Here is a 24,753-nt window from a genome sequence, read left to right as displayed (position 1 = left end):
CTGATTCAGCGAGCTAATGGCTCGACTGACCAATGCTGAGTGGACGGTCATTCAAGATGACCGAGGCAATTATGTGTTTATGCCGGTTGCCTACAGAGGCCGTCGGTTGTGATTTCTGATTATTTGGAGGTGGGTCATGAGTGAAGTTCTTCGATTTAAAACCTGGGTTCCGCAAGAGATCGGCGGCTCAATGATCGAGGATGCCGTGCGCGCATCCGACTTCGACCGGGTAACCGCCGAGCGTGACGCTCTGCAACAGCGCCTGACCGCAGCGGATGATCGCCTGGATCATGCAGTCACAGCGCTGAACGAAATTGCCAAGGTTTCTCGGATGGGTGAAAAGCCTTTTGAGATTGCGACCATGGCTATCGGTGAAATGTCTGCTGGCATAGAGCGGCCCACGCCAATAGCGGAGGTGCCCGATGGCTACTGCATCATGCCCCGCCAACTTACCGCTGAGAATGGCGCCAAAGCCTTGCTGCTCGGCGAGTTCAAGCTGCTGGTCACCAAAGAGTGCCCTGAGTGCTGCGAGCTTGAAGAGCCAGTCGAAGGCTGCTCAATATGCGACGGTGAAGGCGAGTACGGGCAGAAACACACCATCCCGTGGGATCAGATCAAATTCATCTACAGCAAGGCCGTATCGGGCCTGGCCATGAAGGCTGAGTCAGCCAAAACCTGAAAGGAGTACATCCGTACTCCACCCGCAAAACCTGTAACCCCTCCCCCTTCAAAGTCAGCCGCTATAGCGGCAAGGATGCGTTCGCCCAATGAAAGTTACCGACGCAGAAATCCTGCAGGCCATATGGCGCGCGCAGGTCAAAAAAACAGCCCGTGGCGTGATCGACAACTACATCGGCGGCACCAAGGGCCTGAAGCGCGATAGCGAGCAGGACAGACACTTTTCTCAGTATCAATACATGATCGGTCGCGGGAACCTTGGCATTGCGCTTGGCAAGGGCCAGCTCGCTCGGCGCTTAAAGGCGTTGATCGGAGGGGAAAACCTTCAATGGCAGGGGGCGCCCGGCCATGTATACGAGTTTCGTACCGATGCAGCCATGGACGTGTTCCGGTTTGCACGTAACTGGTGGGCAGACCATGGAGTGCCGAGCGGCTGGGATGCGGACAATCAGTGCATGCGAACCATGCGCCTCGATAATTACGACGACCTGGCCGCCCAGCTCGAACAGGAACTGCTGGAGCGCTTCGGAAATCAGGCGGTGACGCCATGAGCGCCACCCTCTGGTTCGCCTACGTCTTCATCTACAAGGGGCCGAGGCCATGAACGCACAAGTCCTCGACCCATGCAGCGCCAGCCGAATGATGTGGTTCGACAAAGGCGACCAGCGCACCCTGTTCGGTGATATCCGCGATGAAGAGCATGTGCTGTGTGATGGGCGGGTGCTGAAGGTCGAGCCCGACGTGATCATGGACTTCCGGAACCTGCCATTCCCCGATGCCACCTTCAACATGGTGGTATTCGATCCCCCGCACCTGGTGCGCGCCGGCCGCGAAAGCTGGCTGCGGCTGAAGTACGGAATCCTGACCGACGACTGGCGCGACGATCTGCGCAAAGGTTTCGCGGAGTGCTTCCGGGTTCTTCGGCCCGGACAGTTCCTGATCTTCAAGTGGAACGAGACCCAGGTCCGGGTCAGCGAAATCTTGGCGCTTACCGACGAACAGCCGCTGTTTGGCCACAAGTCTGGGAAGCGCGAGAAAACGCACTGGATCACCTTCATGAAGAAACCCTAACCCACCTTCTGCCGCCCAGCGCGGCAAGGACACCCCATGTTCTTTATTCCAAAACCAATGAAGTGCCCCAAGTGCGGAACGACTGGGTATTTCGATAGCACTGTCCCATGCCCAAAGTGTCTCGACGAGTTCATCCGCCAGCATGTTCCGGTAATGGTCCACGACCCAGACGGCAAGCCGTACGAACCTGAAAGTCAGGCGACCCTCGACTAATCAAAGCACTGCCGCCAGGTGCGGCAAGGAACCCCCTATGTCTCAGATTGAAATATGGGAAGGACAACGGTTCGCCGCGCAGATGATTGAGCAGGCATCCCACCTACCCAAGTGCATGTTTGATGGTTGCGGGCCGGTGGAGACGATGGTGCGCAACCTTGAAACGGCGTCCCAGGTTCGGCCGGCGGATTACGCGAAGGGAATGCGCCAGGTGATCGAGGTGGCCCGCCATGTCAGCAGCTGAACTGCACGGCCAGAAGATCAACCCATTCGAGCAGGGCTTTCTGGCCTTCATCAAGGGTGCAGGCCCCAAAGACAACCCATTCGACGGGGAAAAATCACCCGTCTCTAACCATCGCTGGGCAGCCGGCTGGAACAAAGCACAGCGTGAAGCTGGGAGGAAGGCATGAGTCAGCACATTGAAATTACTGGCCGGGCGCTGGCCGTCTTGTGGCGCCAATTCCGCGAGTGGGAGCACACGATAGCCTGGATTGCCGGAAACGGAACCATGAAGCGCTGGCATATCGCCTCCAAATCTAAAGCGCTGATCAAGCACGATCGTATTTTACGGGGTGATGCATGAGCGACTACAGCGAACTGAAGCGGCTGGCCCAGGAAGTTAACGATGATTTCCCCCTCAAGGAAGACCTGTGGAACATGGTGTGCACACCATCAGTTGCGATGCACCTAGTGGCAGACATCGAAAAGCTAAAGGCCGAGAACGAAACCTTAGTGGCTGCTGCAGCGGCGCTGCGAGATGAATGGCGGAAAGATCAAGCTGATGCCGAGCGATATAGATGGCTGCGTGACCCGGACAACCAGGAAGACCTTGAGCCGGACAGCGACTACCTGATGCCGCCAATCATCTGCGGCTATGCAGAGCATGAAGACATCCTTTCGATGGAATCGCTCGACAAGGCAATCGACGACGCCATGGGCAGTGGAGATCAGCCATGACCACCCACCGAATCAAAGACAACGCCGGCCGATGGCACCGCGTGTCGAAGTCAACCGCCAAGTCAGGGAGCTACGTCAGCTTCTACCGTGGCGAGCCAAGCCGGCTTTGGATGCCGGGTCAATTCAAGGCTGTGGAGGTCGTATGAGCGACAAGATCAAAGATGACTTAGATGCTGCTATTGCGCACATTCGCGAGCTTGAAACAATCAACAGGTCAGAGCGCGTCACAGTAGACCTGGCCTTTAAGGCCATTAATAGCCAGCTTGGCGCGATGGATGCGCTGGCGCAACGCGCACTCGGCCTGGAGAAAGCCCTCGCTGGCATGCTGTTCGCGTTCGACGACGGCGTAGGACGTGACTGGTCTGCACCACTGCTGGACTACGCACGCACGCTTACACCTGCCGCCGAGTTCCAGTCCCGCGCCAAAGCTGGGGAGGATGAGTGATGACTGATCCAGTAACTCTGTGGGTTACCGGTGCCAGCTGCGGCCTACTGGCAGGCATATTTATTGGAACCATTGGTGGCGAGTGGTGGAATGCAAAGATTTCAAGGGAGTCCGAAGGCGAGAAGTTGGACATGCATCAGATCTATGGTGAGGCGTATTGCGACTATTCACACGGTCCAGCAGTCGGGTTTGCTGGAAAGCCGTCCCTCAGGATCCGCCCATCGACAACCTTTGAAAATGTTCGGGTTCAACCATCAGTACTTTGCGGCCTTTCAGTTAAAAGCCCTGTCACTGACGAAGTTACAAAGCTTTCATGTGGCGACCCAGAGTGCTCCACCTGCTACCCAATGACCCGCGAGCAAGCCAACGAAATCAACCAGCGGTTTTTGCAGGAGCGTGGATATGGCGCATTAAAGCAAGCCGCCAGCCTCAACAACAAGTAAGCGCTCCCCTCCACTCTTACCCGTGATCAGACTCAAAAATCGAGCTTGGAATGCTCAAACGCTGAATAGGCTTCCTGCGCTTGTAAAAGATCAGCATGCAGAGCGGAAAACTCTTTCTTGTCAGCCGCCTTCCAGGGATCAGGGACACGCTGCAGAAAGTCTTCCAGGCGCTTGCCAGCACTGGCGACCCGCCGAATCAAAACCGCTACTTCATTCCAGTATGTGCTCATAGAAACGCTCCTTTACCTGCTGACAAATGAACAAACAAGCAGCGAGGCGCCAAGCCCAAGTAGGGTCGGTCATGTGAAAAACAAACCAAGAACCAAAGCAGGTACACCGACCAAAAACCATGGTTCTACAAAACATCTCAACAACTTCATCAACGCACTCTATAGCGAGCGATGAAGTTTACTAAACGATCGGCACAATTTTAAAGAAAGTTAGCCGGTTTTCAATTCCCGATGGCCTCTGGCGCCAGCTATCTGCACAGCCGAGACCACCCCAACTCAACACCTAACCACTCTCAACAGCACCAGCCGGCGACGGCCTGGCGAGGTATTTCTATGGCCAACACAAAGCTGGCGACGGTCCTAGAGACCGCGCCGCGTTTCATCCGCGCTTCGGCAGCACCCGCATATCTCGGCATGTGCCGAGAGGTTTTCAAAAACACCGTCCGTCCTCACGTCCGTGAATTCCCCATTGGAAAACAGGGCGTTGGCTTTGACCGCCACGAGCTGGACCAGTGGGCAGACGCCTACGTCGAAGCCATGGCGATTGAAAAACAGACCGATCAGGACAACAATCCGCCCCGCAGTGGGCGCCAAGGAGCAAAACAATGGCGCGAAAAACAATGTCGGGCCTCTACGAGAGGAACGGGATTTGGCACATCGACAAAGTCGTCAGAGGTTGCCGACTTCAAGAAAGCACTGGAACAAGCGAGAGGGAAGAAGCCGAGCAGTACTTGATCCATCGGCTGGAAAAGCTGCGCCAGGAGAAGGTTTACGGCGTGCGCCAGGTGCGAACCTGGCGTGAGGCTGCCACGCGGTTCCTGGTGGAGTTCAAAGACCAAGCATCAATCGGGCTTTCCGCTTCACATATTGAGCAGCTCGACCCGTACCTCGGCGATCTGCCAATCACGCACATCGATGACGGCACCCTGGCGCCGTTTGTGCGTGATCGGCAGAGGCCGACCAGGACAGCACAGGGAAAGGTCAGGCCAGGCGTATCGAACAGGACGGTGAACATCGCCCTACAACGAGTCGTCAGGATCTTGAACCTATGCCACCGCAAGTGGCGGGATGCAGAAAAGCGGCCGTGGCTGGAAAGCGTGCCGATGATATCGATGATGGAAGAAAAGAAGTCCAGCAGGAAACCTTACCCGCTGTCATGGGATGAGCAGTCAATGCTGTTCGCCGAGCTGCCGGACCACCTTTTGAGGATGGCCCTCTACAAAGTGAACACCGGGTGCCGGGAACAGGAAGTCTGCAAATTGCGGTGGGATTGGGAGATACGCGTGCCGGCGCTTAACACCAGCGTGTTTCTGATACCTGCCGGGTTCGGCGGGCGAAGTGAGAAAGCTGGGGTGAAGAATGGCGATGAACGCCTGGTGATCCTGAACAAGGTGGCCATGTCGATCATCGACAAGCAGCGCGGCCTGCACAAAGACCTGGTGTTCCCGTACGGGCAACCAGATCAGTTCGGGCCAACGGCAATTCATCGCATGAATGACTCGGCCTGGAAGAAAGCCAGGGTGCGCGCAGCGGACAAGTGGGAGAAGACTCACCAGGCGCCGGCACATCCTGGGTTTAGATCGATCAGGATTCACGACCTGAAACACACCTTTGGCAGAAGGCTACGTGCAGCAAGCGTGACAGAGGAAGATCGCAAAGCATTGTTGGGGCATAAGAACGGCAGCATTACGAGCCACTATTCTACCCCGGAGCTGCAGCATCTGATTGAGGCTGCGAACAAAGTATCTGCAACCGACTCTCGCGGGCCGGCGCTGACTATCTTGAGGAGAAAAACGGGATGACCCCCGCAAAAGTCCCTACGCATGAAAAAGCCCAACCTTTTCAGATTGGGCTAAGTCATTGAAAAATATGGTCGGGACGGAGTGATTCGAACACTCGACCCCTAGCACCCCATGCTAGTGCGCTACCGGACTGCGCTACGCCCCGACTAGGCGTGAAACTGGGTTCGCTTCATAACGAAGCGATCAGGAATATACCGCAAGCATTTGAAATGTGGAAGTATTTTAAAGGCTTGTTTCACTTTTTCAAAACCACCAGTACATCTTCCAATTCGGAGATCATCTGGCGTATCAGTTGCTTGTATTGGGTGGTGTCGTCTTTGGCTTCATCACCGGACATACGCTGGCGTGCGCCGCTGATGGTGAACCCCTGGTCGTACAGCAACGCGCGGATCTGTCGGATCATCAGCACATCCTGGCGCTGATAATACCGACGGTTCCCGGTGCGTTTGACGGGGTTGAGTTGAGGAAACTCCTGCTCCCAATAGCGCAACACATGCGGTTTTACCGCACAGAGTTCGCTGACTTCACCAATGGTGAAGTAGCGTTTGCCTGGGATGACGGGTAGCTCGTCGTTATGACTTGGTTCCAGCATAAGCCTCAACTCGGGCCTTCAACTTCTGCCCTGGACGAAAGGTGACCACACGGCGAGCCGTGATCGGGATTTCTTCTCCCGTTTTTGGATTGCGGCCAGGCCGCTGGCGTTTGTCCCGCAGGTCAAAATTGCCGAAACCGGACAATTTGACCTGTTCGTTGTCTTCCAGAGCGTGCCTGATTTCTTCAAAAAACAGCTCGACCAATTCCTTGGCCTCGCGCTTGTTCAGACCCAACTCTTCGTACAGACGTTCCGCCATCTCAGCTTTCGTCAAAGCCCCCATACGTCACTTCCTTAACGTGGCGTTCAACCTTTGTTCGAGCGAGGTGAGGATATTTTGCGTCGTGGTATTCACCTCATCGTCATTAAGAGTGCGCGATGGATGCTGCCAGGTCAAGCCAACTGCAAGGCTTTTTCTATGCGGATCAATGCCTTTACCCTGATAGACGTCAAATAGCCTGAGGTCCGTCAGCCATTCGCCTGCATTTTCTCGGATTACTTGCAGCACGGCGCTGGCCGCGACATCACGATCCGCCACCAGGGCCAGGTCACGACGCACTTCCGGGAAACGCGACAGCTCGCTGAATTTAGGCATCTTGCCCGCAGCGACTTCAGCCAACACCAGCTCGAAGACGAACACAGGACGGTCGAGACCGAGGGTTTTCGACAGTTCAGGGTGGATCGCACCGACGAAACCGACCAGGCGACCTTCGCGCTCGATGCGCGCAGTCTGGCCTGGATGCAAGGCCGGGTGGCTGCCAGGGACAAACGCGAAGGCATCCAGCGCGCCGGCAAAGCCCAGCACCGCTTCCACGTCCGCCTTGACGTCAAAGAAGTCCACTGGGTCGCGACCCTGCGCCCAACCTTCCGGCAAACGGCTGCCGCAGACCACACCAGCCAGCATCGGCTCTTGCTTCAGGCCGTCCAGTTGGCCGACAAAGCGCAGGCCGCTTTCGAACATGCGCACGCGGTCCTGCTGACGGTTCAGGTTGTGGGAAAGTGCTTTCACCAGGCCTGGCCACAGGGACGAGCGCATGGCTGCCATGTCGTTGGAGATCGGGTTGGCCAGCAACAGCGGCTCGACACCCGGGGTGAACAGTTCGAACTGCTTGGGATCAATGAAGCTGTAGGTCACCGCTTCCTGATAACCACGGGCGACCAGCAGGCGACGCAGCTCAGGCAGGTGTGCACGGGCTTCGGTCTTGGGTTGCGGGGCCAGGCGCGCTTGCGGGTAACGAACCGGAAGGCGATTGTAGCCGTACAGACGGGCCAGCTCTTCGATCAGGTCGACTTCAAGGCTGATATCAAAGCGATGGCTTGGCACTTCTACACGCCATTGCCCTTCCCCATCAGCGCTGACGCCCAGGCCCAGACCGGTCAGCAGGCGCACGATTTGCGCCTCTTCAATCACCAGGCCGAGCATTTGCTCGACGCGCTGAGCGCGCAACGTCACCGGTGCAATCGACGGCAAATACTGCTCGCTGACCGTCTCGGTGATCGGGCCAGCTTCACCGCCGGTGATTTCCAGCAGCAGGCCGGTGGCGCGCTCCATGGCTTCACGGGCCAGTTGCCAGTCCACGCCACGCTCGTAGCGGTGCGAGGCATCGGTGTGCAAGCCGTAAGAACGAGCCTTGCCCGCCACAGCGATCTGGTCGAAGAACGCGCTTTCAAGGAACACGTCACGGGTCGTCGCGGACACACCACTGTGCTCACCGCCCATCACACCGGCAATGGCCAGGGCGCGGGAATGATCAGCAATCACCAGGGTATCGCTGCGCAGGGTGACTTCCTGGCCATCGAGCAAGACCAGCTTTTCGCCTTCCTCGGCCATACGCACGCGGATCCCACCGTTGATCTCGGCCAGATCGAAGGCGTGCAGCGGTTGACCCAGCTCCAGCATCACGTAGTTGGTAATGTCGACAGCGGCATCAATGCTGCGCACGTCGGCACGACGCAGGCGCTCGACCATCCACAGCGGGGTCGGCCGGGACAGGTCGACATTGCGGATCACACGACCCAGGTAGCGCGGGCACGCGTTTGGTGCCAGCACTTCGATGGAACGCACTTCGTCGTGGACTGCTGGGACCGCTGTCACTACCTGACGCGTGACAGGCACGCCGTACAGCGCACCGACTTCACGGGCCAGGCCAGCCAGGGACAGGCAGTCGCCGCGGTTCGGAGTCAGGTCGACTTCGATGCTGGCGTCTTCCAGGTCCAGATAGACACGGATGTCCTGGCCTACTGGCGCATCAGCCGGCAGCTCCATCAAGCCATCATTGCCTTCGCCAACCTGCAACTCCGCCTGGGAGCACAGCATGCCGTTGGACTCGACGCCACGCAGCTTGGCTTTCTTGATCTTGAAGTCACCGGGCAGCTCGGCACCGATCATCGCAAACGGGATTTTCAGGCCCGGGCGCACGTTTGGCGCACCGCACACGACCTGGAAAGTTTCCGCGCCATTGCTGACCTGGCACACACGCAGCTTGTCGGCGTCCGGGTGCTGCTCGGTGCTCAGCACCTCGCCCACTACCACGCCACTGAAAACACCGGCGGCCGGCGTAACGCTATCGACCTCAAGACCGGCCATCGACAGACGAGCAACCAGCTCATCGCGATTTACCTGCGGGCTTACCCAACCACGCAGCCATTGTTCACTGAATTTCATCCTGCTCTCCTAAAGGTTCGTTACGACTAGCGAAATTGCGCGAGGAACCGCAAGTCGTTGTCGAAGAACAGGCGCAAGTCGTTCACGCCGTAACGCAGCATGGCCAGACGCTCGACGCCCATGCCGAAGGCAAAGCCCGAGAATTCTTCTGGATCGATCCCGGACATGCGCAGCACGTTGGGGTGAACCATGCCGCAGCCCATGACTTCCAGCCAGCCAGTCTGCTTGCAGACCCGGCAGCCTTTACCGCTGCACATCACACACTCCATATCAACTTCGGCGGATGGCTCGGTGAACGGGAAGTAGGACGGGCGGAAACGTACCGCCAGCTCTTTTTCGAAGAACACCCGCAGGAATTCTTCGATGGTGCCTTTGAGGTCGGCGAAATTGATATCGCGATCAACCAGCAGGCCTTCGACCTGGTGGAACATCGGCGAGTGGGTGATATCGGAGTCGCTACGGTACACACGGCCTGGGCAGACGATGCGGATCGGCGGCTGCTGCGATTCCATGGTGCGGACCTGTACCGGCGAGGTATGGGTGCGCAACAGCATGTTCGCATTGAAATAGAAGGTGTCGTGCATCGACCGGGCCGGGTGATGGCCTGGGATGTTGAGCGCCTCGAAGTTGTGATAGTCGTCTTCGACCTCAGGGCCTTCGGCAATGCCGTAGCCGATGTGGGTAAAGAACTGCTCGATACGTTCCAGAGTCCGGGTAACCGGATGCAGACCGCCAGAGGTCTGGCCGCGGCCAGGCAGGGTCACGTCAATGGACTCGGCGGCGAGCTTGGCCGCAAGATCGGCCTCCTCGAACAACGCCTTGCGCGCATTGAGAACCTCTGTGACACGCTCCTTGGCAACGTTGATCAGCGCGCCGACTTGCGGGCGCTGTTCGGCCGGCAGATTGCCCAGGGTCTTCATCACCTGAGTCAATTCACCTTTTTTGCCAAGGTAGTGAACCCGGATTTGCTCCAGGGCATTGATATCTTCAGCGCTTTGCACAGCCTCAAGAGCTTGAGCGACCAGCGCGTCCAGGTTTTCCATGTACAGACTCCAGATACAAAATAGGGGAAGAGCTTGAAGGCTCTTCCCCTATTTATGACGTTTACCACCTTGGACTACGGCGTAGCCCAGGGTGACTGTCGGGGGTACTTAAGCCAAGGTGGCTTTAGCTTTCTCGACAATCGCAGCAAACACCGCTTTTTCGTTCACGGCCAGTTCAGCCAGAACCTTACGGTCGATTTCGATGGACGCTTTTTTCAGGCCAGCGATGAAACGGCTGTAGGACAGACCGTTAACACGAGCACCAGCATTGATACGAGCGATCCACAGAGCGCGGAACTGACGTTTTTTCTGACGACGGTCACGGTAGGCGTATTGGCCTGCCTTGATTACCGCTTGCTTGGCAACACGGAATACGCGTGAACGCGCGCCGTAGTAGCCTTTAGCGAGTTTCAGAATTTTTTTGTGACGCTTACGGGCAATGACGCCACGCTTTACACGAGCCATGAGTTACTTCCTCTATTCTTGATCCAAAATTAACGAAGGCGCAGCATGCGCTCGACTTTTGCCACGTCAGACGGATGCAGCAAGCTGCTACCGCGCAGTTGACGCTTACGCTTGGTCGACATTTTGGTCAGGATGTGGCTCTTGAAAGCGTGCTTGTGCTTGATACCGTTAGCAGTTTTCAGAAACCGCTTAGCAGCACCACTTTTAGTCTTCATCTTTGGCATGTTCGGATACTCCGCATTCAGTTGATAAACATAATCAGAAGGCCTGCCGTGCCCTATTGATTACTTCTTCTTTTTCGGGGCGATGACCATGATCAGCTGGCGTCCTTCCATCTTAGGATGCTGTTCGACGGAACCGTACTCCAGCAGGTCAGCTTCAACCCGCTTGAGGAGTTCCATACCCAGCTCCTGGTGGGCCATCTCACGGCCGCGGAATCGCAAGGATACCTTGGCCCTGTCCCCATCACTCAGGAAACGTACCAGGTTGCGCAGTTTTACCTGGTAATCCCCTTCCTCCGTCCCTGGACGAAACTTGATTTCTTTAACCTGGATCTGCTTCTGGTTCTTCTTGGCTGCGGCAATCTGCTTCTTCTTTTCGAAGATCGATTTGCCGTAGTCCATCAGCTTGCAGACAGGAGGTACAGCATCGGCGGAAATTTCCACCAAATCGAGCTTGGCTTCTTCAGCCTTAAGAAGCGCGTCTTCAATTGACACAATCCCAAGCTGCTCACCCTCAGCCCCAATTAACCGAACCTCGCGTGCCGAGATATTCTCGTTGATCGGGGCTTTCGGTGCAGCTCGTTTATCTTGTCTCATTTCACGCTTAATAATAATTACTCCGAATCTGGGCGACCACGCCGGGAAACCGCTTGCGCGAGGAACTCAGCGAACTGGGCGACGGGCATCGAGCCCAGGTCAGCACCTTCACGAGTACGCACAGCGACAGTCTGCATCTCGACTTCCCGATCTCCGATAACCAAAAGATAGGGAACCTTGAGCAAAGTATGCTCGCGGATTTTAAAGCCGATCTTTTCATTTCTCAAGTCGGACTTGGCACGAAATCCGCTTTCGTTGAGTGTTTTTTCAACTTCAGCGGCAAAATCGGCCTGTTTATCAGTGATATTCATGATCACTGCCTGGGTCGGAGCCAGCCACGCAGGGAACGCGCCCTCGTAGTGCTCGATCAGGATCCCGACGAACCGTTCGAACGAACCGAGGATCGCCCGGTGCAGCATAACCGGGTGTTTACGACTGTTATCTTCGGAGACGTATTCGGCTCCCAGACGGATCGGCAGGTTAAAATCGAGCTGCAAGGTACCACATTGCCAGACACGGCCAAGGCAATCTTTCAGCGAGAACTCGATTTTAGGACCGTAGAACGCGCCCTCGCCCGGCTGCAGATCGTACGCAAGGCCCGCACTGTCTAGCGCTGCGGCCAGTGCAGCTTCGGCGCGATCCCACAGCTCGTCGGAGCCGACGCGTTTTTCCGGACGAGTGGACAGCTTCATTTCCACTTCGGTAAAGCCGAAATCGCGATAAACGTCCATGGTCAGCTTGATGAACGCGGCGGACTCGGCCTGCATCTGCTCTTCAGTGCAGAAGATGTGGGCGTCGTCCTGAGTGAAGCCGCGCACACGCATGATGCCGTGCAGTGCACCCGATGGCTCGTTACGGTGGCAGGCACCGAACTCGGCCAGACGCATCGGCAGCTCGCGGTAGCTCTTCAGGCCCTGGTTGAACACCTGCACATGGCACGGGCAGTTCATCGGCTTGATGGCGTAGTCGCGGTTTTCCGACTGGGTCGTGAACATGTTGTCGGCGTAGTTGGCCCAGTGCCCGGACTTTTCCCACAGGCTACGGTCAACGACCTGCGGAGTCTTGATCTCCAGGTAGCCGTTTTCGCGCTGAACCTTGCGCATGTATTGCTCAAGCACCTGGTACAGGGTCCAGCCGTTCGGGTGCCAGAACACCATGCCCGGCGCTTCTTCCTGGAGGTGGAACAGGTTCAGGCGCTTGCCGATCTTGCGATGGTCACGTTTTTCGGCTTCTTCGATGCGCTGGATGTAGGCAGCCAGCTGCTTCTTGTCAGCCCAGGCAGTGCCGTAGATCCGCTGCAGTTGCTCGTTCTTCGCATCGCCGCGCCAGTAGGCACCGGACAACTTGGTCAGTTTGAACGACTTGAGGAAGCGCGTGTTCGGCACGTGCGGACCCCGGCACATGTCGACATATTCTTCGTGGTAATACAGGCCCATGGCCTGCTCGTCCGGCATGTCTTCCACCAGACGCAGCTTGTAGTCCTCGCCACGGGCGGTGAACACGTCGATCACCTCGGCGCGCGGCGTGACTTTCTTGATGACGTCGTAATCTTTCTCGATCAGCGCGTGCATGCGCTGTTCGATGGCGGCCAGGTCGTCCGGAGTGAAAGGACGCTCGTAGGCGATGTCGTAATAGAAGCCTTCGTCGATGACCGGGCCGATCACCATCTTCGCGGTGGGGTACAGCTGCTTGACCGCATGGCCAATCAGGTGCGCGCAAGAGTGGCGAATGATCTCCAGCCCCTCTTGATCCTTGGGCGTGATGATTTGCAGGCTGGCATCGGAGGTGACCAGGTCGCTGGCATCAACCAGCTTGCCGTCGACCTTGCCAGCCACGGTGGCCTTGGCCAGGCCTGCACCGATGGATGCGGCGACCTCGGCTACGGAAACCGGATGATCGAATGAACGTTGACTGCCGTCGGGAAGAGTAATAGTTGGCATGGCGCCTCCTCTCCTAGTGGTGACCCCTACCAAAGGTCACGTGGGTTGGGATGAGCCAGTACAAGATCCAACACCAGGCCGCTCATTGCTGAGCGCCTGCCTTACAGCGGCAGGAGCCTTTCGGCCAACCGATAATCGAACCAGAGTGACTGGAGTTAAACAAAAGAAGCCTGGCATGAAAAAAGCCAGGTCGTGGATGCTAGCACAGATGAACGGTCATGGCGCTGCCCTACCGCCTTGTAGCGACAAACTCCAGGCTTTTGCAGCCAAAAGTGAACTTGGGCTGTACGACGGGCCTCAAACACACTGAAAATCGCCGTTCGTCATATCGACTCAAGGAGCATCTAACCATGCGCAGCACCTCGATCTTCGCCCTTGCCGCTTCCCTGGCCCTGTTCTCCATCGGCGCACAAGCCGCCGCGCCCTCCAACTGGCCTGCCGGCGCCCGGGACAGCTTTGTTCAGGACTGCAGCGCTGCTGCAAGCCAGAACGTTGATGCCAAAACCGCCAAAGCCCATTGCGAATGTGGCGCGGACAAGATCAACGCAGAATTGAGCACCGCGGAAATCAAGGAGCTGATGACCAACCAGAACGCCAGCCCGGAGCTTAGAAACAAAGCAGTCGCGGCTATTTCGTCCTGCAAGGTCGTAAAGAAAAAGTAAGCACGACGAGAATTCAGTCCATCAAAAGGACCTGAAAACCCTGTGAAAACTGCTATTTCGCACAATTTACACAGCTTTTACGGCTTTTTTTACTAGCGGATATTTCGTGCTAAAGCCCCGTAAACCGGGGCTTACAGCCAGCCAGGGCACTGAAGAAAACGCGATTGATTAGCAAACAGTGCCTTGGGGGGGCTCCCAAGCCGAACATTTCGACTATGATAGCCCAGTGTGCCCAGTTGGCCTGAGCAGCACAGTACTACTGAAAATATATGTTTCTTGGAGATACACCATGTCTAATCGCCAAACCGGCACCGTTAAATGGTTCAACGATGAAAAAGGCTTCGGCTTCATCACTCCTCAAGGTGGCGGTGACGACCTGTTCGTACACTTCAAAGCTATCGAAAGCGACGGTTTCAAAAGCCTGAAAGAAGGCCAAACCGTTTCCTTCGTGGCTGAGAAAGGCCAAAAGGGTATGCAAGCTGCACAGGTTCGCGGCGAGTAATTCTCCGCTGAGCTAAAAAACCCCGTCCATGTGACGGGGTTTTTTATGGGCGATACAAAAGCGCTGCGTTATCAACCGCAGTTGACGCGGGTGATCACCAGGTTGTCATCGGTATTGAGGTTCAGGCGATCGGAGCGGTATTCAAGGGTGATCATATCGTTGGGCTTGAGAATGCGTGCATTCTGCGCACCTGCGCGGGTACGGGCCTGCTCCAGCAATTGCGGCGAGGCTTTCTGCCCGATTGCAAACTCCGCAGCCTTCGATTCACAGCGTGTATGAACAGCCGCAGCCGTGTCTTTGGCCGGCTCAGAGGTACCCGAAGTGCTGCAGCCCGCCAGGACGGTTGCCGCCAACAAAGTACCGAATGATGCGAGCTTCCAAGGCATGAAGCCTCCTATGATAAAAATGGACAGAGATCGTGCGACCGTGATTTGGCCAATTGGTTTCAGAATTGTCACAATTGGCCGTAAGCGAGTCTGCCTGACTCGGCCCTACGGCCGGATGAATCATTCGTCACCAGATATGAACAAGTGTCAGTAGACGTCGATGTAGTCAAACGGCGGATTCGGCCAATTCTGTTTCAGCGCGTTATAAATCTGTGTCACCCATACCTCATCACTGGCCGCTATCCGGCCCACATAGCCCGACCCTGCCGCCCAGGTCTCCAGGCGAAACAACAGGCCGTTGACGTCCATCCCGCCCACCACGCAGGAGGAGATATAGGCGATACCAGCCTTGGTCACCCGCAATTGGGTGTGCTGGTCGTCGCTGGCACTGGCAATCATTTGGCGAACGGCTTCCAATGTGAGGCTCTTGGGGTTGGTCAAATCGATGTGCACGTGGCTTGTCCTGGCAATTAAACAAAGTACCAGTGTCGCACAGCCCTCCCCTCATGCCTAAGTAGCAGTGCCAAACGCGGCGCAAGATGGTTAACTCTGCAGGCCATTCCAGCCTTTGCGAACCGCGAGAACCCGATGACCATCGTTACCATCAATGCCGATATCAAAGCCAAGTGGCCCCAAGGGCAAAGCTCCTACAGCCCAGGCAGCCCGGAAGAATTGGCAATCATCGGCATAGACCTGCTGGTCAAGGAACTGGGCACCCAGGCCGCACAAGCCTTTATCGGCCAGATATTCGAAAAATACCCGGCCGACCATATGGGCGTCGAAGACCCCCAGCGCGAATAGAAACCCGCCAACAGGCCGCTTACTTCAGGCGCGCCAGGCGTTCGGTGAGCAGGTCGAAGAAGCCCTGGGCATCGCCGCTTTCCACCCAGAACACGTTCTTGTCGTGCTTGAGGCCATCGTACCAATCGACGATGGTCTGGCCGAACGTCGGGCCTTCGCGGCTATCGACCACCATATTGGCCTGGCGCCCGGTGAACAGCTCAGGCTTGAGCAGGTAGCCGATCACGGTGGCATCATGCACCGGGCCGCCGCTCATACCGTAGTGCTCCATATCGCCTTTGACGTATTCATTGAGAATATCGCCCACCACTTTGCTGGCGTTGTTGTTCAGGTCGGCGATCTTCTTCAGGCGCGCGTCGCTGGTGAGTATCTTGTGGGTCACGTCCAGCGGCAGGTAGGTCAGCTTGACGCCACTTTTGAGGACAATTTCAGCAGCCGCCGGATCGGCAAACAGGTTGAACTCGGCCACCGGGGTAATATTGCCGCCATTAAAATGCGCGCCGCCCATGACCACCACCTCCTTGATGCCCTGGGTGATTTGCGGCGCCTGGGTCAGTGCCAGCGCCAGGTTGGTCTGCGGGCCGAGCATGGCAATGGTGATGCTATGGGGCTTGGCGGTGCTCAGGGTCTTGATCAGGTAGTCCACCGCATTGCCTTCGGCCAGGCCTTTTTTCGGCTCATGTACGGTGACCCCGGAAATGCCTTCCTTGCCATGGATATTCTCGGCATAGATCGGCGTGCGCAGCAGCGGCTGCGGCGCGCCGGCATACACCGGAATCTCTTCACGGCCCGCCCACTCACGGGCCAACCGGGCATTACGCGAGGTCTTGTCCAGGCGCACGTTGCCAGCCACGGTGGTCAATGCCCGGATATTCAGTTCCTGTGGCGACGCCATCGCAAACAGCAGCGCGACCACATCGTCTGCACCCGGATCGGTATCAATGATCAGGTCGATTTTTTCCGCCGCCTGGGCGCTTGCAGCAGTTAGTACGGACAAAAGCAGCACACTCCGAAACAGGTGTCGCAGGGTTGGGGTTCTACGTTGCATGACGCACTCCTTGTCATTGTGGGAAATGCTAGAAAGTCACGCCAGACACCAGCGCGATATTACAGTAGGGCTGGCACTCGCCTGTACGCACCACCGCGCGTGCCTTGTGGCTGAGCAACTTGAATTGTTCATGACTGAGCAGGCGACGCTCACCCAGGCCACCCTGGTCGAGCGCGTTGAGATCCGCCAGCGCCGGCGGCTGCTTGAGCAGGATTTCCTCGGCCAATACGTGGCTTTCAACCTGCATCTCGCTGAGCACCACGCGCAGGGTGCTGATGAAGTCGGGAATGCCCTGGGTCAGCGCCAGATCGATCAGTTCCACGCCCGGCGGCACTGGCAGACCGGCATCACCGATCACCAGGATGTCGCCGTGGCCAAGAGAGGCAATCAGCCGCGACAGGGCAATGTTGAGCAATGGAGTCTTTTTCATGGGCGAGCAACGCCTTGAACGTCATGCAGTGTAGGAATGGAGGGTTGCGCTCCGGCACGGGTGACCGACAGGGCCGCCGCGACCTGGCCGAAACGAATGGCCTCGGCCTCACCCTGACCATTGGCCAGTGCCGCGGCAAAACCACCGACAAAGGTGTCGCCCGCCGCTGTGGTATCCACGGCCTGCACCTTGGGCGCCAGCAAATGCTCGAAGCCCTGGCCATCGGCGAACAGTGCGCCCTGCGAGCCAAGGGTCACAATGACCTTGCCTGCCCCGGCTTTTAGCAAATGGGCAGCCGCGACCTTGGCTGTTTCCAGCGAGTCCACCGGCACACCGCTCAAGGCCGACGCTTCACTCTCGTTGGGGATCAGGTAATCGATCGCGGCGTACCAGTCTGCCGGTAACGGGCCACTGGCGGGCGCGGGGTTGAGGATTACCGTCTTGCCCAGTTCACGACCGCGCTTGAGGGCATACCCCACGGTATCCATCGGCACTTCGAGCTGGCAGACAATCACCTGCGCCGCTTGCAGCACGGCGTCGAACGCCAGCAGCGACGCGGGTGTCAGCTGGCCGTTGCTACCAGCGACAATCACAATCGCATTCTGGCTACTATCATCGACCACAATCAGCGCGACGCCACTGGAGCCCTGCACCTCACTGACCGCCTGGCAGTCGATACCCTCCACCACCAGCGCATCGCGCAGTTGGGCGCCGTAGGCATCGCTGCCCACACAGCCAATCATCGCAACGTCAGCCCCCAGACGCGCCGCAGCGACCGCCTGATTGGCGCCCTTGCCGCCCGGCACCGTGGCAAACGACTGGCCCACCAGGGTTTCACCGCCGCGAGGCAGCCGGCTGGCCCGGGTCACCAGGTCCATGTTCAAACTGCCTACTACCACTACTGTTGCTGGCATACATCAATACTCATCAATTCGTTCAGCGGTTTGAGGCAAACACGCCAGCCAACGGCGCCGTTGACTCACGCAAGACAATGCTCGGCGTGACAATGCGCTGGTCAGCCGGCAATTGTGGTGTCGCAATCCGTCGCAATAACAACTCCGCCGCCGTTTCCCCCAATTGCAGGATCGACTGGCCCACGGTGGTCAACGCGGGGTACACATAGCGGCTCATTTGAATGTCATCAAAACCTATCACCGACAGCTCGGCAGGCACCCGCAGGTTGCGCTCGGCGGCCGCGCGCAGCACACCGAAACCGATCATGTCGTTGCCGGCGAATATCGCGCTGGGCGGTTGGTCCGCCAACAACTGCACCGCCGCCGCATAGCCGCCGGTACTGGTAAAATCGCTCTCCAGCACGCGACTGGCAGACACGACAATCCCGGCCTCCTGCAACGCACGCTGGTAACCGGCCAGGCGCATCTGCGCGACACGCGTGTGCGCGGGCCCACCGATACAGGCGATATCCCGGTGCCCCAGCTCCAGCAAATGCCGGGTTGCCAGGTACGCGCCCTGCTCGTGATCGATGCGCACCAGATCCACATCAACGCCCTCCAGGCCCCGGTCGACAATGACCATGGGCGTGCGCACCGCCTTGAGGCCCGTGGCCAGGCCACTGTCATCGCCGCCGACCGAGGTGACGATCAAGCCGTCGACACGCTTCTCCAGCAGCACCCGCAAATAATTGCGCTGCTTCTCGGCGTTATCGTCGGAATTGCACAGGATCACGCAGTAGCCATTGCGCTCGCAGTAGTCCTCGATGCCCCTGGCCAGCTCAGCGAAATACGGGTTGAGGCTGTTGGGCACCAGCAAGCCGATGGTCGCGGTGGTCTTGGCCTTCAGCGAGCGGGCGACGGCACTGGGTACATAGTCCAGCTGCTTGATCGCAGCTTCGACCTTGAGCCGCACGGGCTCGCTGACCGGACGGGTCCTGTTCACCACATGGGATACCGTGGTGTAGGAAATGCCCGCCAGCGCCGCCACATCCTTGATGGTTGCCATGGCTCAGCCCCGCCGACTGGCGCGTTGACTGCGGTAGGTGTCGAGCACCACTGCAATCACGATCACGGCGCCGGTAATGATGCGCTTGGTCGGTTCGGTCGCGCCGATCTGCGCCAGGCCGGCCGCCAATACCGAAATGATCAGCACCCCGAAGAACGTGCTGATCACCGAGCCACGCCCGCCCATCAGGCTGGTGCCGCCGATCACCACTGCGGCAATCACCTGCAGCTCCAGGCCGGAGCCCGCATTCGGGTCAGCCGCTTCCAGGCGGGAAATCTGGAACAATGCTGCCACCCCAGCCAACAGCCCCATCAGGCTGAACACCAGGATCTTGTAGGGTTTTGGATTGATCCCCGCCAGACGCACCGCTTCTTCATTGGTGCCGATGCCGATCAGGTAGCGCCCAAAGACGGTACGCGTCAGCACTGCCTGGGCGACGATAATCACCAGCAGCGCAATGATGAATGATGGTGAGATACCAAAGGCCACCGGGTTGGACAGCCAGGCGAAAGAGTCGCCGATATAGGCAGTGCGCGACCCGGTCATCTGGTAGGCCGCGCCACGGGCCATTTCCAGCACGCCCAGGGACACAATGAACGACGGAATCCGCCAGGCCACGGTGATCGAGCCGGTGATGGTCCCCGCCAGTGCCGCGCAACCCATGCCGAGCAGCGCTGCCGGGACCACGCTCCAGCCCCAGCCGAGGATCGCCACGCTGACCGCAGACGCGGCCAGGGCCAGCACCGAACCCACCGACAGGTCGATGCCGCCAATGATCAGGATGAACGTCATGCCCACCGCCAGCACCATCAGGTCGGGAATCTGGTTGGCGATGGTGCTGAACGTGTCATAGGACCAAAAGTGGCTGCTCAGAGCCGAGAACAGCGCGATCATGGCCAGCAAGGCGCCGGCCAGGCCCAGGTAAGTGCCCAGGCCGTAGAAATTACCGCCGGCTTTTGCGGTTGGAGTAGCTGTTTTCATGGGGTTGTCCTGGGCGCCGCTTCATTGAGCAGCGCATCACGTTTCTGATAGCCGGCAAATGCGGCGGCAAGCAATTCGTCCTGGGTCCAGCTGTCCCGCTCAAAGGTCTCGATCAGGCGCCCGGCAGACAGCACCCCGATGCGGTCGCAGATCAGCATCAGCTCGCGCAGGTCACTGGACACCACCACCAGCGCCTTGCCCTGGCGGGTCAAGTCACCAAGCAGCGCATAGATATCGAACTTGGCGCCCACGTCGATGCCACGGGTCGGTTCATCAAACAGCATCACCGCACAATCGCGCTCCAGCCAGCGGCCAATCACCACCTTTTGCTGATTGCCGCCCGACAACTCGGACACCAATTGCGCCGGGCTGGAACTGCGGATACGCATCGCGTCGATCTGGCGCTTGGCCAGGGCCGCTTCATCGCGGCCATTGACCAGGCCGGCGCTGGACACTTTGGCCATATTGCCCAGGGCCGTGTTGGCGCTGATGGACTGGCTGAGCAACAGGCCCTCGCCCTTGCGATCCTCGGTGATCAGCGCAATGCCATGCCCCACCGCGTCCACCGGCGAGCGAATGCTCACCACCCGCGCCGGCGAGCCAAGGGCGACCGTGCCACTGTCGGCCAGGTCGGCACCAAAGATCAGGCGCAGCAACTCAGTACGGCCGGCGCCGATCAACCCAGAGATGCCGTAGATTTCACCGGCCCGCACTTCAAAGGACACATCACGAACCTTGTCCGAACGGGTCAGGCCCGTCACCGTCAAGGCCGGCGCGCCGATGGTGCGCGGGCCGAGGTCGATGTGCTCGCCCAGTTCGCGACCGACCATCAACGTGACCAGTTGCTCGCTGTTGTAATTGGCCATCGGCTCGACACATACCAACTGGCCGTCACGCAGCACCGCAATGCGCTGGGCCACCCGTGCCAGCTCTTCCAGCCGATGGGAAATATAAATAATTGCCACCCCCCGGGCCTGCAGGCGGGTGATTTGTTCAAACAGCATCTCGACTTCACGGGCGGTGAGCATCGCTGTCGGCTCGTCGAGGATCAGTACATGACAGTCGCCGATCAGGTTACGGGCGATCTCGACCATCTGTTGATGGCCGATGCCCAGGCTGCCGACCAGGGTGTCTGGATCGATGGCATCCAGGCCCACTTGCGCCATGGCCTCGATCGCGGCCTTGCGCAGTTGCTTGCGGCTGATCCAGCCACCACGGCTGGGCAGGTTGTCGAGGAACAGGTTTTCGGCCACGGTCAGGGTCGGCAGCAGGTTGAGCTCCTGCATCACCATGCGAACCCCCTGCTTTTCTGCCTGGGTGCGGCTGGCCGGGGCATAGTCCTGGCCGTTGAACTGCATCTGCCCAGTGGTTGGCGTGACCAGGCCGCCGATGATCTTCGACAGGGTGCTTTTGCCCGCGCCATTCTCGCCGGTCAGTGCCAGCACCTCGCCGCGATTGAGCGTCAGGGTTATGTCGGACAGGACGGGCTGGGCATAGGTCTTACCGATACCGCTGACCGAGAGGACAGTGGCCGGTGCGGAAGATGACATAGGAAAGTCTCCAGGCGCCCGCTCGACCTGAGCGGGCGCTGTAGTGCGCAGCCAGGGATTATTGCTTGAGGACGAGTTCAACCGGTGTTTCGATCACACCGTCCACGGACTCGACTTTTTCACCCTTGACCAGCTTCAGCGCATTCTGGATACCAAACACTGCTTGTTGTGCAGCCGCCTGGTCGGCGGTGGCCAGGACGCGACCGTCGTTGAGCATCGGCTTGATCGCGGCAATGTTGTCGTAGCCAACTACCTGCACCTTGCCCGCCTTGCCCGCCGCACGCACCGCAGAAACGGCGCCCAAAGCCATATTGTCGTTACCGGCCAGCAGTGCCTTGAGGTCCGGGTATTCGCTCAACATGGCCGCCGCGACCTTGTTGCCCTGGTCAATTTCCCAGTTACCGGACTGCACGGAGACAATCTTCATGCCGGCCGCATCCATCGCATCCTTGAACCCGGCGGTGCGTTGCTGGGCGTTGGTGGTGGTCGGCACACCTTCGATGATCCCAACCTTGTCACCGCTCGCCAGTTGCTTGGCCAGGTACTCGCCGACCAGGCGCGAACCCTTACGGTTATCCGGGCCGACAAAGGGAACGTCGAGGTTTTTGCTTTTCAGCACTTCAGGGTCGAGGCGGTTATCGATGTTGACCACCTTGATCCCGGCGTCGGAGGCTTTCTTCAGCACGTTGACCAACGCCTTGGAGTCGGCGGGCGCGATGACGATGGCGTTGACTTTGGCGAGAATCATTTGGTTGACGATATCGATCTGCGCCGAGGTATCGGTTTCGTTCTTGATGCCGTTGGTGATCATGTCGAAATCAGCGGCGTGGGCTTTCTGATAGTCCTTGGCACCGTCTTGCATGGTGACGAAAAACTCGTTGGCCAAAGACTTCATCACCAGGCCGACCTTGGGTTTGACGGCGGTGTCATCAGCGAATGCAGAGGAGAGAGGCAGGGTAGCGGATGCGGCAGCCAGCACAGCGGCAGCCAGTAAACGTCCAGCGAATGGCAGCTTCATGGGTTCACTCCGATCTTATGATTATTGTGAGCAACGCCTGCACCTTCACCTCACTCATGGAGTGCTCGTGAAACAGCTCGCAAACGTTTGCGCTAAACAAACTATGCGAAGACTGCTGAATTTTGTCAACGAGAGAAATGTGCTTTTCCTGCGCAGGCTCTAGCGCCTGCCTTACAACTTGACCGCGTGCGGGCTAAACATTCGGGTTGGGTAATCGTTCTCCAAAACGACAGTTGCGCAGGAACACTTCAGGAGGGTGACGCTGATTTTTCCAGGGTGATTTTCGGACAACCGAACGCCGAAGCCGCCAGCGTTCGGAAATTCGGACACGAGTTAAAGCCAGCAAATTTTCTAAATGTAAAAAAATGATTTAAATCAATAAGTTAAAATCAAACTTAGAACAAAATCCGCCTGGTACAAATCCTGCTCTTAAACAGCACCTTGTGGCGCTCAGCGCAGCCCTGGGTGTTCTGGATGAACCTGCACACGCACTCATCAAAACTAGAGAGAAAAATAATGAAATCTGCACTCAAGAACTTTGTTCCGGGCGCCTTAGCCCTGCTGCTGCTCTTCCCGGTTGCCGCCCAGGCCAAGGAAGTTGAATCCAAGACCAAGCTGTCCAACGTGGTCGTGCTGGCCACTGGCGGCACCATCGCCGGCGCCGGCGCCAGCGCTGCCAACAGCGCCACCTACCAGGCCGCCAAAGTCGGTATCGAACAACTGATCGCCGGCATTCCCGAGCTCAGCCAGATCGCCAACGTGCGTGGTGAGCAGGTGATGCAGATTGCTTCCGAAAGCATCACCAACGAAAACCTACTGCAACTGGGTCGTCGTGTCGCCGAACTTGCCGACAGCAAGGACGTGGACGGTATCGTGATCACCCACGGCACCGACACCCTTGAAGAAACCGCCTACTTCCTCAACCTGGTGGAAAAAACCGACAAGCCAATCGTAGTCGTGGGCTCCATGCGTCCAGGCACTGCCATGTCTGCCGATGGCATGCTCAACCTGTACAACGCCGTGGCTGTAGCCGGTAGCAAAGACGCACGCGGCAAAGGCGTACTGGTGACCATGAACGACGAGATCCAGTCGGGTCGCGACGTCAGCAAAATGATCAACATCAAGACCGAAGCCTTCAAAAGCGCCTGGGGCCCACTGGGCATGGTTGTAGAAGGCAAGTCCTACTGGTTCCGCCAGCCGGCCAAGCGTCACACCATGAACTCTGAGTTCGATATCAAGAACATCAAGAGCCTGCCGGATGTTGAAATTGCCTACGGCTATGGCAACGTCAGCGACACCGCCTACAAAGCCCTGGCCCAGGCTGGCGCCAAAGCCATCATCCATGCCGGCACCGGCAATGGCTCGGTACCGGCCAAGGTAGTACCTGCCCTGCAGGAACTGCGTAAGGAAGGCGTGCAAATCATTCGCTCTTCCCACGTCAATGCCGGCGGTTTCGTTCTGCGCAACGCCGAACAGCCTGACGACAAATACGACTGGGTCGTGGCTCATGACCTGAACCCGCAAAAAGCCCGCATCCTGGCCATGGTCGCCCTGACCAAGACCCAGGACAGCAAAGAACTGCAACGCATGTTCTGGGAATACTGAGTCACTGATATAACCCTTGCCGGCGATGGTGGTCCCAGGGATGCCATCGCCGGCAAGCCGGCTCCTACAAAAAATCCTCGCTGTACACCAATCCGCGTAAACCGTTGTCACACGGACTTCTTGAATTTTAAGCAGTTGCGAATTTCCTCACAGTTAAATACTGTATGTTCGTACAGCTAATTAAGGACTCCTCCGTGGCCAAGCCCTCCTCCGCAGCACCGACACCTCCCGACGCCTATCAACGCCTGGCGATCCGCGTGCAAAAAATCATCAATTCCACCAACGCGCAAAAAAACAAGGCCGCGCTGATTTTTCGCCTGCCCGAGGAACCCGAGGACGAATGGGCACGACTACTGGAGGAAATCGCAGAAAACGACAACGTCACCCTCGCCTATCGCGATGATGGCGGCGTGCAGATTTTCTGGGTCGTACCGAAGGAAGATTGAGTC

The 24,753-nt window shown here is 58.0% G+C and carries 34 protein-coding genes and 1 tRNA gene; 16 read left to right on the top strand and 19 right to left on the bottom strand.

Annotated features, from left to right (window positions below; all coding sequences use genetic code 11):
• Positions 1–136: 136 nt before the first annotated feature.
• The 9 genes from ACO77H_RS09270 to ACO77H_RS09230 all read left to right on the top strand — a co-directional run bounded on the left by ACO77H_RS09270 (position 137) and on the right by ACO77H_RS09230 (position 3,807).
• On the top strand, positions 137–679 hold the full coding sequence (locus tag ACO77H_RS09270; RefSeq protein ID WP_432755320.1) for a hypothetical protein: 543 nt from the start codon (positions 137–139) through the stop codon (positions 677–679).
• A gap of 88 nt (positions 680–767) precedes the next feature.
• The gene (locus ACO77H_RS09265; RefSeq protein ID WP_432755319.1) at positions 768–1,229 is read left to right on the top strand and encodes a hypothetical protein; all 462 of its coding nucleotides are present in this window, start codon (positions 768–770) and stop codon (positions 1,227–1,229) included.
• Between the two features lie 49 nt (positions 1,230–1,278).
• A complete protein-coding gene (locus ACO77H_RS09260; protein WP_432755318.1) occupies positions 1,279–1,749 on the top strand; it encodes a class I SAM-dependent methyltransferase in 471 nt (156 codons plus the stop codon).
• Between the two features lie 250 nt (positions 1,750–1,999).
• Positions 2,000–2,206, top strand: coding sequence for a hypothetical protein (locus ACO77H_RS09255; RefSeq protein ID WP_432755317.1), 207 nt, complete (start codon positions 2,000–2,002; stop codon positions 2,204–2,206).
• Positions 2,193–2,372 carry a hypothetical protein gene (locus ACO77H_RS09250; RefSeq protein WP_432755316.1) on the top strand — a complete coding sequence of 60 codons (180 nt, stop codon included), beginning with the start codon at positions 2,193–2,195 and terminating at the stop codon, positions 2,370–2,372. The genes ACO77H_RS09255 and ACO77H_RS09250 overlap by 14 nt, the downstream gene beginning before the upstream one ends.
• Positions 2,369–2,545, top strand: a complete 177-nt coding sequence (locus tag ACO77H_RS09245) for a hypothetical protein (RefSeq protein ID WP_432755315.1) — start codon at positions 2,369–2,371, stop codon at positions 2,543–2,545. Before ACO77H_RS09250 ends, ACO77H_RS09245 begins: the two co-directional genes overlap by 4 nt.
• Positions 2,542–2,919 carry a hypothetical protein gene (locus ACO77H_RS09240; RefSeq protein WP_432755314.1) on the top strand — a complete coding sequence of 126 codons (378 nt, stop codon included), beginning with the start codon at positions 2,542–2,544 and terminating at the stop codon, positions 2,917–2,919. Before ACO77H_RS09245 ends, ACO77H_RS09240 begins: the two co-directional genes overlap by 4 nt.
• Before the next feature lie 142 nt (positions 2,920–3,061).
• On the top strand, positions 3,062–3,364 hold the full coding sequence (locus ACO77H_RS09235) for a hypothetical protein (RefSeq protein WP_432755313.1): 303 nt from the start codon (positions 3,062–3,064) through the stop codon (positions 3,362–3,364).
• Complete coding sequence (locus tag ACO77H_RS09230; protein ID WP_432755312.1) at positions 3,364–3,807, top strand: hypothetical protein; 444 nt, start codon at positions 3,364–3,366, stop codon at positions 3,805–3,807. The genes ACO77H_RS09235 and ACO77H_RS09230 overlap by 1 nt, the downstream gene beginning before the upstream one ends.
• A gap of 32 nt (positions 3,808–3,839) precedes the next feature.
• On the opposite strand, the gene ACO77H_RS09225 is transcribed toward ACO77H_RS09230, so the two are convergent.
• Positions 3,840–4,037, bottom strand: a complete 198-nt coding sequence (locus ACO77H_RS09225) for a hypothetical protein (RefSeq protein WP_432755311.1) — start codon at positions 4,035–4,037, stop codon at positions 3,840–3,842.
• A 333-nt stretch (positions 4,038–4,370) separates the two neighbouring features.
• Between ACO77H_RS09225 and ACO77H_RS09220 the strand changes: the two genes are divergently transcribed.
• Both ACO77H_RS09220 and ACO77H_RS09215 read left to right on the top strand, forming a co-directional pair.
• A complete protein-coding gene (locus ACO77H_RS09220; protein ID WP_432755310.1) occupies positions 4,371–4,772 on the top strand; it encodes a hypothetical protein in 402 nt (133 codons plus the stop codon).
• Positions 4,658–5,839, top strand: coding sequence for a tyrosine-type recombinase/integrase (locus ACO77H_RS09215; protein ID WP_432755744.1), 1,182 nt, complete (start codon positions 4,658–4,660; stop codon positions 5,837–5,839). The genes ACO77H_RS09220 and ACO77H_RS09215 overlap by 115 nt, the downstream gene beginning before the upstream one ends.
• A 68-nt stretch (positions 5,840–5,907) precedes the next feature.
• Here the strand turns inward: ACO77H_RS09215 and ACO77H_RS09210 are convergent.
• From ACO77H_RS09210 to thrS, 9 genes are all read right to left on the bottom strand, one after another.
• Positions 5,908–5,984, bottom strand: a tRNA-Pro gene (locus ACO77H_RS09210).
• Positions 5,985–6,074: 90 nt separating this feature from the next.
• Positions 6,075–6,431, bottom strand: coding sequence for a MerR family transcriptional regulator (locus tag ACO77H_RS09205; RefSeq protein ID WP_003174972.1), 357 nt, complete (start codon positions 6,429–6,431; stop codon positions 6,075–6,077).
• Positions 6,412–6,714, bottom strand: a complete 303-nt coding sequence (gene ihfA / locus ACO77H_RS09200; protein ID WP_002553164.1) for an integration host factor subunit alpha — start codon at positions 6,712–6,714, stop codon at positions 6,412–6,414. Before ihfA ends, ACO77H_RS09205 begins: the two co-directional genes overlap by 20 nt.
• A 3-nt stretch (positions 6,715–6,717) precedes the next feature.
• Positions 6,718–9,096: a phenylalanine--tRNA ligase subunit beta gene (gene pheT, locus ACO77H_RS09195; RefSeq protein ID WP_172314741.1), complete on the bottom strand. Its 2,379-nt coding sequence runs from the start codon at positions 9,094–9,096 to the stop codon at positions 6,718–6,720.
• 26 nt (positions 9,097–9,122) lie between these two features.
• Positions 9,123–10,139, bottom strand: a complete 1,017-nt coding sequence (pheS, locus tag ACO77H_RS09190; protein WP_169953514.1) for a phenylalanine--tRNA ligase subunit alpha — start codon at positions 10,137–10,139, stop codon at positions 9,123–9,125.
• Between the two features lie 108 nt (positions 10,140–10,247).
• Positions 10,248–10,604, bottom strand: coding sequence for a 50S ribosomal protein L20 (gene rplT / locus ACO77H_RS09185; RefSeq protein ID WP_003174975.1), 357 nt, complete (start codon positions 10,602–10,604; stop codon positions 10,248–10,250).
• A gap of 29 nt (positions 10,605–10,633) precedes the next feature.
• Complete coding sequence (gene rpmI / locus ACO77H_RS09180; RefSeq protein ID WP_002553160.1) at positions 10,634–10,828, bottom strand: 50S ribosomal protein L35; 195 nt, start codon at positions 10,826–10,828, stop codon at positions 10,634–10,636.
• Between the two features lie 60 nt (positions 10,829–10,888).
• Complete coding sequence (infC, locus tag ACO77H_RS09175) at positions 10,889–11,440, bottom strand: translation initiation factor IF-3 (RefSeq protein ID WP_169851780.1); 552 nt, start codon at positions 11,438–11,440, stop codon at positions 10,889–10,891.
• Positions 11,440–13,362: a threonine--tRNA ligase gene (thrS, locus tag ACO77H_RS09170; protein WP_169953513.1), complete on the bottom strand. Its 1,923-nt coding sequence runs from the start codon at positions 13,360–13,362 to the stop codon at positions 11,440–11,442. The genes infC and thrS overlap by 1 nt, the downstream gene beginning before the upstream one ends.
• A gap of 350 nt (positions 13,363–13,712) precedes the next feature.
• On the opposite strand from thrS, the gene ACO77H_RS09165 reads away from it, so the two are divergent.
• Both ACO77H_RS09165 and ACO77H_RS09160 read left to right on the top strand, forming a co-directional pair.
• Entirely contained in the window at positions 13,713–14,024 is a 312-nt protein-coding gene (locus ACO77H_RS09165; RefSeq protein WP_169953512.1) for a hypothetical protein, read from the top strand.
• Between the two features lie 289 nt (positions 14,025–14,313).
• Complete coding sequence (locus tag ACO77H_RS09160) at positions 14,314–14,526, top strand: cold-shock protein (RefSeq protein WP_003234260.1); 213 nt, start codon at positions 14,314–14,316, stop codon at positions 14,524–14,526.
• Positions 14,527–14,597: 71 nt separating this feature from the next.
• Here the strand turns inward: ACO77H_RS09160 and ACO77H_RS09155 are convergent, their stop codons facing one another.
• Positions 14,598–14,912 carry an I78 family peptidase inhibitor gene (locus tag ACO77H_RS09155; RefSeq protein ID WP_169953511.1) on the bottom strand — a complete coding sequence of 105 codons (315 nt, stop codon included), beginning with the start codon at positions 14,910–14,912 and terminating at the stop codon, positions 14,598–14,600.
• A 147-nt stretch (positions 14,913–15,059) separates the two neighbouring features.
• Positions 15,060–15,365, bottom strand: a complete 306-nt coding sequence (locus ACO77H_RS09150; protein WP_169953510.1) for a hypothetical protein — start codon at positions 15,363–15,365, stop codon at positions 15,060–15,062.
• A gap of 135 nt (positions 15,366–15,500) precedes the next feature.
• Between ACO77H_RS09150 and ACO77H_RS09145 the strand changes: the two genes are divergently transcribed.
• Positions 15,501–15,713 carry a hypothetical protein gene (locus tag ACO77H_RS09145; protein ID WP_169953509.1) on the top strand — a complete coding sequence of 71 codons (213 nt, stop codon included), beginning with the start codon at positions 15,501–15,503 and terminating at the stop codon, positions 15,711–15,713.
• 19 nt (positions 15,714–15,732) lie between these two features.
• Here ACO77H_RS09145 and ACO77H_RS09140 read toward each other — a convergent pair whose 3' ends face one another.
• From ACO77H_RS09140 to ACO77H_RS09110, 7 genes are read right to left on the bottom strand one after another with little or no spacing between them, the layout of a single operon-like run.
• Positions 15,733–16,761 carry a nucleoside hydrolase gene (locus tag ACO77H_RS09140; protein WP_172314743.1) on the bottom strand — a complete coding sequence of 343 codons (1,029 nt, stop codon included), beginning with the start codon at positions 16,759–16,761 and terminating at the stop codon, positions 15,733–15,735.
• 28 nt (positions 16,762–16,789) lie between these two features.
• On the bottom strand, positions 16,790–17,191 hold the full coding sequence (gene rbsD, locus ACO77H_RS09135; protein WP_169953506.1) for a D-ribose pyranase: 402 nt from the start codon (positions 17,189–17,191) through the stop codon (positions 16,790–16,792).
• Entirely contained in the window at positions 17,188–18,105 is a 918-nt protein-coding gene (rbsK, locus tag ACO77H_RS09130; RefSeq protein ID WP_169953504.1) for a ribokinase, read from the bottom strand. The genes rbsD and rbsK overlap by 4 nt, the downstream gene beginning before the upstream one ends.
• A 22-nt stretch (positions 18,106–18,127) precedes the next feature.
• The gene (locus ACO77H_RS09125) at positions 18,128–19,150 is read right to left on the bottom strand and encodes a LacI family DNA-binding transcriptional regulator (protein ID WP_169953502.1); all 1,023 of its coding nucleotides are present in this window, start codon (positions 19,148–19,150) and stop codon (positions 18,128–18,130) included.
• A 3-nt stretch (positions 19,151–19,153) separates the two neighbouring features.
• On the bottom strand, positions 19,154–20,131 hold the full coding sequence (locus ACO77H_RS09120; RefSeq protein WP_169953500.1) for an ABC transporter permease: 978 nt from the start codon (positions 20,129–20,131) through the stop codon (positions 19,154–19,156).
• Positions 20,128–21,681, bottom strand: a complete 1,554-nt coding sequence (locus ACO77H_RS09115) for a sugar ABC transporter ATP-binding protein (RefSeq protein ID WP_169953498.1) — start codon at positions 21,679–21,681, stop codon at positions 20,128–20,130. The genes ACO77H_RS09120 and ACO77H_RS09115 overlap by 4 nt, the downstream gene beginning before the upstream one ends.
• Positions 21,682–21,739: 58 nt before the next feature.
• Positions 21,740–22,699, bottom strand: a complete 960-nt coding sequence (locus ACO77H_RS09110; RefSeq protein WP_170057814.1) for a sugar ABC transporter substrate-binding protein — start codon at positions 22,697–22,699, stop codon at positions 21,740–21,742.
• A 516-nt stretch (positions 22,700–23,215) separates the two neighbouring features.
• On the opposite strand from ACO77H_RS09110, the gene ACO77H_RS09105 reads away from it, so the two are divergent.
• Entirely contained in the window at positions 23,216–24,304 is a 1,089-nt protein-coding gene (locus ACO77H_RS09105; RefSeq protein ID WP_057438625.1) for an asparaginase, read from the top strand.
• Positions 24,305–24,498: 194 nt separating this feature from the next.
• Positions 24,499–24,750 (top strand): DUF1654 domain-containing protein, encoded by a 252-nt coding sequence (locus tag ACO77H_RS09100; RefSeq protein WP_057438624.1) that lies wholly within the window; start codon positions 24,499–24,501, stop codon positions 24,748–24,750.
• The last annotated feature ends 3 nt before the right edge of the window (positions 24,751–24,753 follow it).

Origin of the sequence: Pseudomonas sp. WMBT8 (assembly GCF_050916005.1) — a bacterium.
Taxonomy (GTDB): domain Bacteria; phylum Pseudomonadota; class Gammaproteobacteria; order Pseudomonadales; family Pseudomonadaceae; genus Aquipseudomonas.
The sequence above is the reverse complement of the archived record's forward strand: the minus strand, read 5'-3'. Positions and strand labels throughout refer to the sequence as shown.

Coding starts and splice junctions, on each gene's coding strand:
- ACO77H_RS09160 (WP_003234260.1), top strand. CDS start 14,314: ATGTCTAATCGCCAAACCGGCACCGTTAAATGGTTCAACGATGAAAAA.
- ACO77H_RS09110 (WP_170057814.1), bottom strand. CDS start 22,699: ATGAAGCTGCCATTCGCTGGACGTTTACTGGCTGCCGCTGTGCTGGCT.
- ACO77H_RS09230 (WP_432755312.1), top strand. CDS start 3,364: ATGACTGATCCAGTAACTCTGTGGGTTACCGGTGCCAGCTGCGGCCTA.
- rplT (WP_003174975.1), bottom strand. CDS start 10,604: ATGGCTCGTGTAAAGCGTGGCGTCATTGCCCGTAAGCGTCACAAAAAA.
- thrS (WP_169953513.1), bottom strand. CDS start 13,362: ATGCCAACTATTACTCTTCCCGACGGCAGTCAACGTTCATTCGATCAT.
- ACO77H_RS09120 (WP_169953500.1), bottom strand. CDS start 20,131: ATGAAAACAGCTACTCCAACCGCAAAAGCCGGCGGTAATTTCTACGGC.
- ACO77H_RS09165 (WP_169953512.1), top strand. CDS start 13,713: ATGCGCAGCACCTCGATCTTCGCCCTTGCCGCTTCCCTGGCCCTGTTC.
- rbsD (WP_169953506.1), bottom strand. CDS start 17,191: ATGAAAAAGACTCCATTGCTCAACATTGCCCTGTCGCGGCTGATTGCC.
- rbsK (WP_169953504.1), bottom strand. CDS start 18,105: ATGCCAGCAACAGTAGTGGTAGTAGGCAGTTTGAACATGGACCTGGTG.
- ACO77H_RS09225 (WP_432755311.1), bottom strand. CDS start 4,037: ATGAGCACATACTGGAATGAAGTAGCGGTTTTGATTCGGCGGGTCGCC.
- rpmI (WP_002553160.1), bottom strand. CDS start 10,828: ATGCCAAAGATGAAGACTAAAAGTGGTGCTGCTAAGCGGTTTCTGAAA.
- ACO77H_RS09250 (WP_432755316.1), top strand. CDS start 2,193: ATGTCAGCAGCTGAACTGCACGGCCAGAAGATCAACCCATTCGAGCAG.
- ACO77H_RS09155 (WP_169953511.1), bottom strand. CDS start 14,912: ATGCCTTGGAAGCTCGCATCATTCGGTACTTTGTTGGCGGCAACCGTC.
- ihfA (WP_002553164.1), bottom strand. CDS start 6,714: ATGGGGGCTTTGACGAAAGCTGAGATGGCGGAACGTCTGTACGAAGAG.
- ACO77H_RS09235 (WP_432755313.1), top strand. CDS start 3,062: ATGAGCGACAAGATCAAAGATGACTTAGATGCTGCTATTGCGCACATT.
- pheS (WP_169953514.1), bottom strand. CDS start 10,139: ATGGAAAACCTGGACGCGCTGGTCGCTCAAGCTCTTGAGGCTGTGCAA.
- ACO77H_RS09265 (WP_432755319.1), top strand. CDS start 768: ATGAAAGTTACCGACGCAGAAATCCTGCAGGCCATATGGCGCGCGCAG.
- ACO77H_RS09260 (WP_432755318.1), top strand. CDS start 1,279: ATGAACGCACAAGTCCTCGACCCATGCAGCGCCAGCCGAATGATGTGG.
- ACO77H_RS09115 (WP_169953498.1), bottom strand. CDS start 21,681: ATGTCATCTTCCGCACCGGCCACTGTCCTCTCGGTCAGCGGTATCGGT.
- ACO77H_RS09205 (WP_003174972.1), bottom strand. CDS start 6,431: ATGCTGGAACCAAGTCATAACGACGAGCTACCCGTCATCCCAGGCAAA.
- ACO77H_RS09140 (WP_172314743.1), bottom strand. CDS start 16,761: ATGCAACGTAGAACCCCAACCCTGCGACACCTGTTTCGGAGTGTGCTG.
- ACO77H_RS09215 (WP_432755744.1), top strand. CDS start 4,658: ATGTCGGGCCTCTACGAGAGGAACGGGATTTGGCACATCGACAAAGTC.
- ACO77H_RS09105 (WP_057438625.1), top strand. CDS start 23,216: ATGAAATCTGCACTCAAGAACTTTGTTCCGGGCGCCTTAGCCCTGCTG.
- ACO77H_RS09240 (WP_432755314.1), top strand. CDS start 2,542: ATGAGCGACTACAGCGAACTGAAGCGGCTGGCCCAGGAAGTTAACGAT.
- pheT (WP_172314741.1), bottom strand. CDS start 9,096: ATGAAATTCAGTGAACAATGGCTGCGTGGTTGGGTAAGCCCGCAGGTA.
- ACO77H_RS09270 (WP_432755320.1), top strand. CDS start 137: ATGAGTGAAGTTCTTCGATTTAAAACCTGGGTTCCGCAAGAGATCGGC.
- ACO77H_RS09220 (WP_432755310.1), top strand. CDS start 4,371: ATGGCCAACACAAAGCTGGCGACGGTCCTAGAGACCGCGCCGCGTTTC.
- ACO77H_RS09145 (WP_169953509.1), top strand. CDS start 15,501: ATGACCATCGTTACCATCAATGCCGATATCAAAGCCAAGTGGCCCCAA.
- ACO77H_RS09245 (WP_432755315.1), top strand. CDS start 2,369: ATGAGTCAGCACATTGAAATTACTGGCCGGGCGCTGGCCGTCTTGTGG.
- ACO77H_RS09125 (WP_169953502.1), bottom strand. CDS start 19,150: ATGGCAACCATCAAGGATGTGGCGGCGCTGGCGGGCATTTCCTACACC.
- ACO77H_RS09255 (WP_432755317.1), top strand. CDS start 2,000: ATGTCTCAGATTGAAATATGGGAAGGACAACGGTTCGCCGCGCAGATG.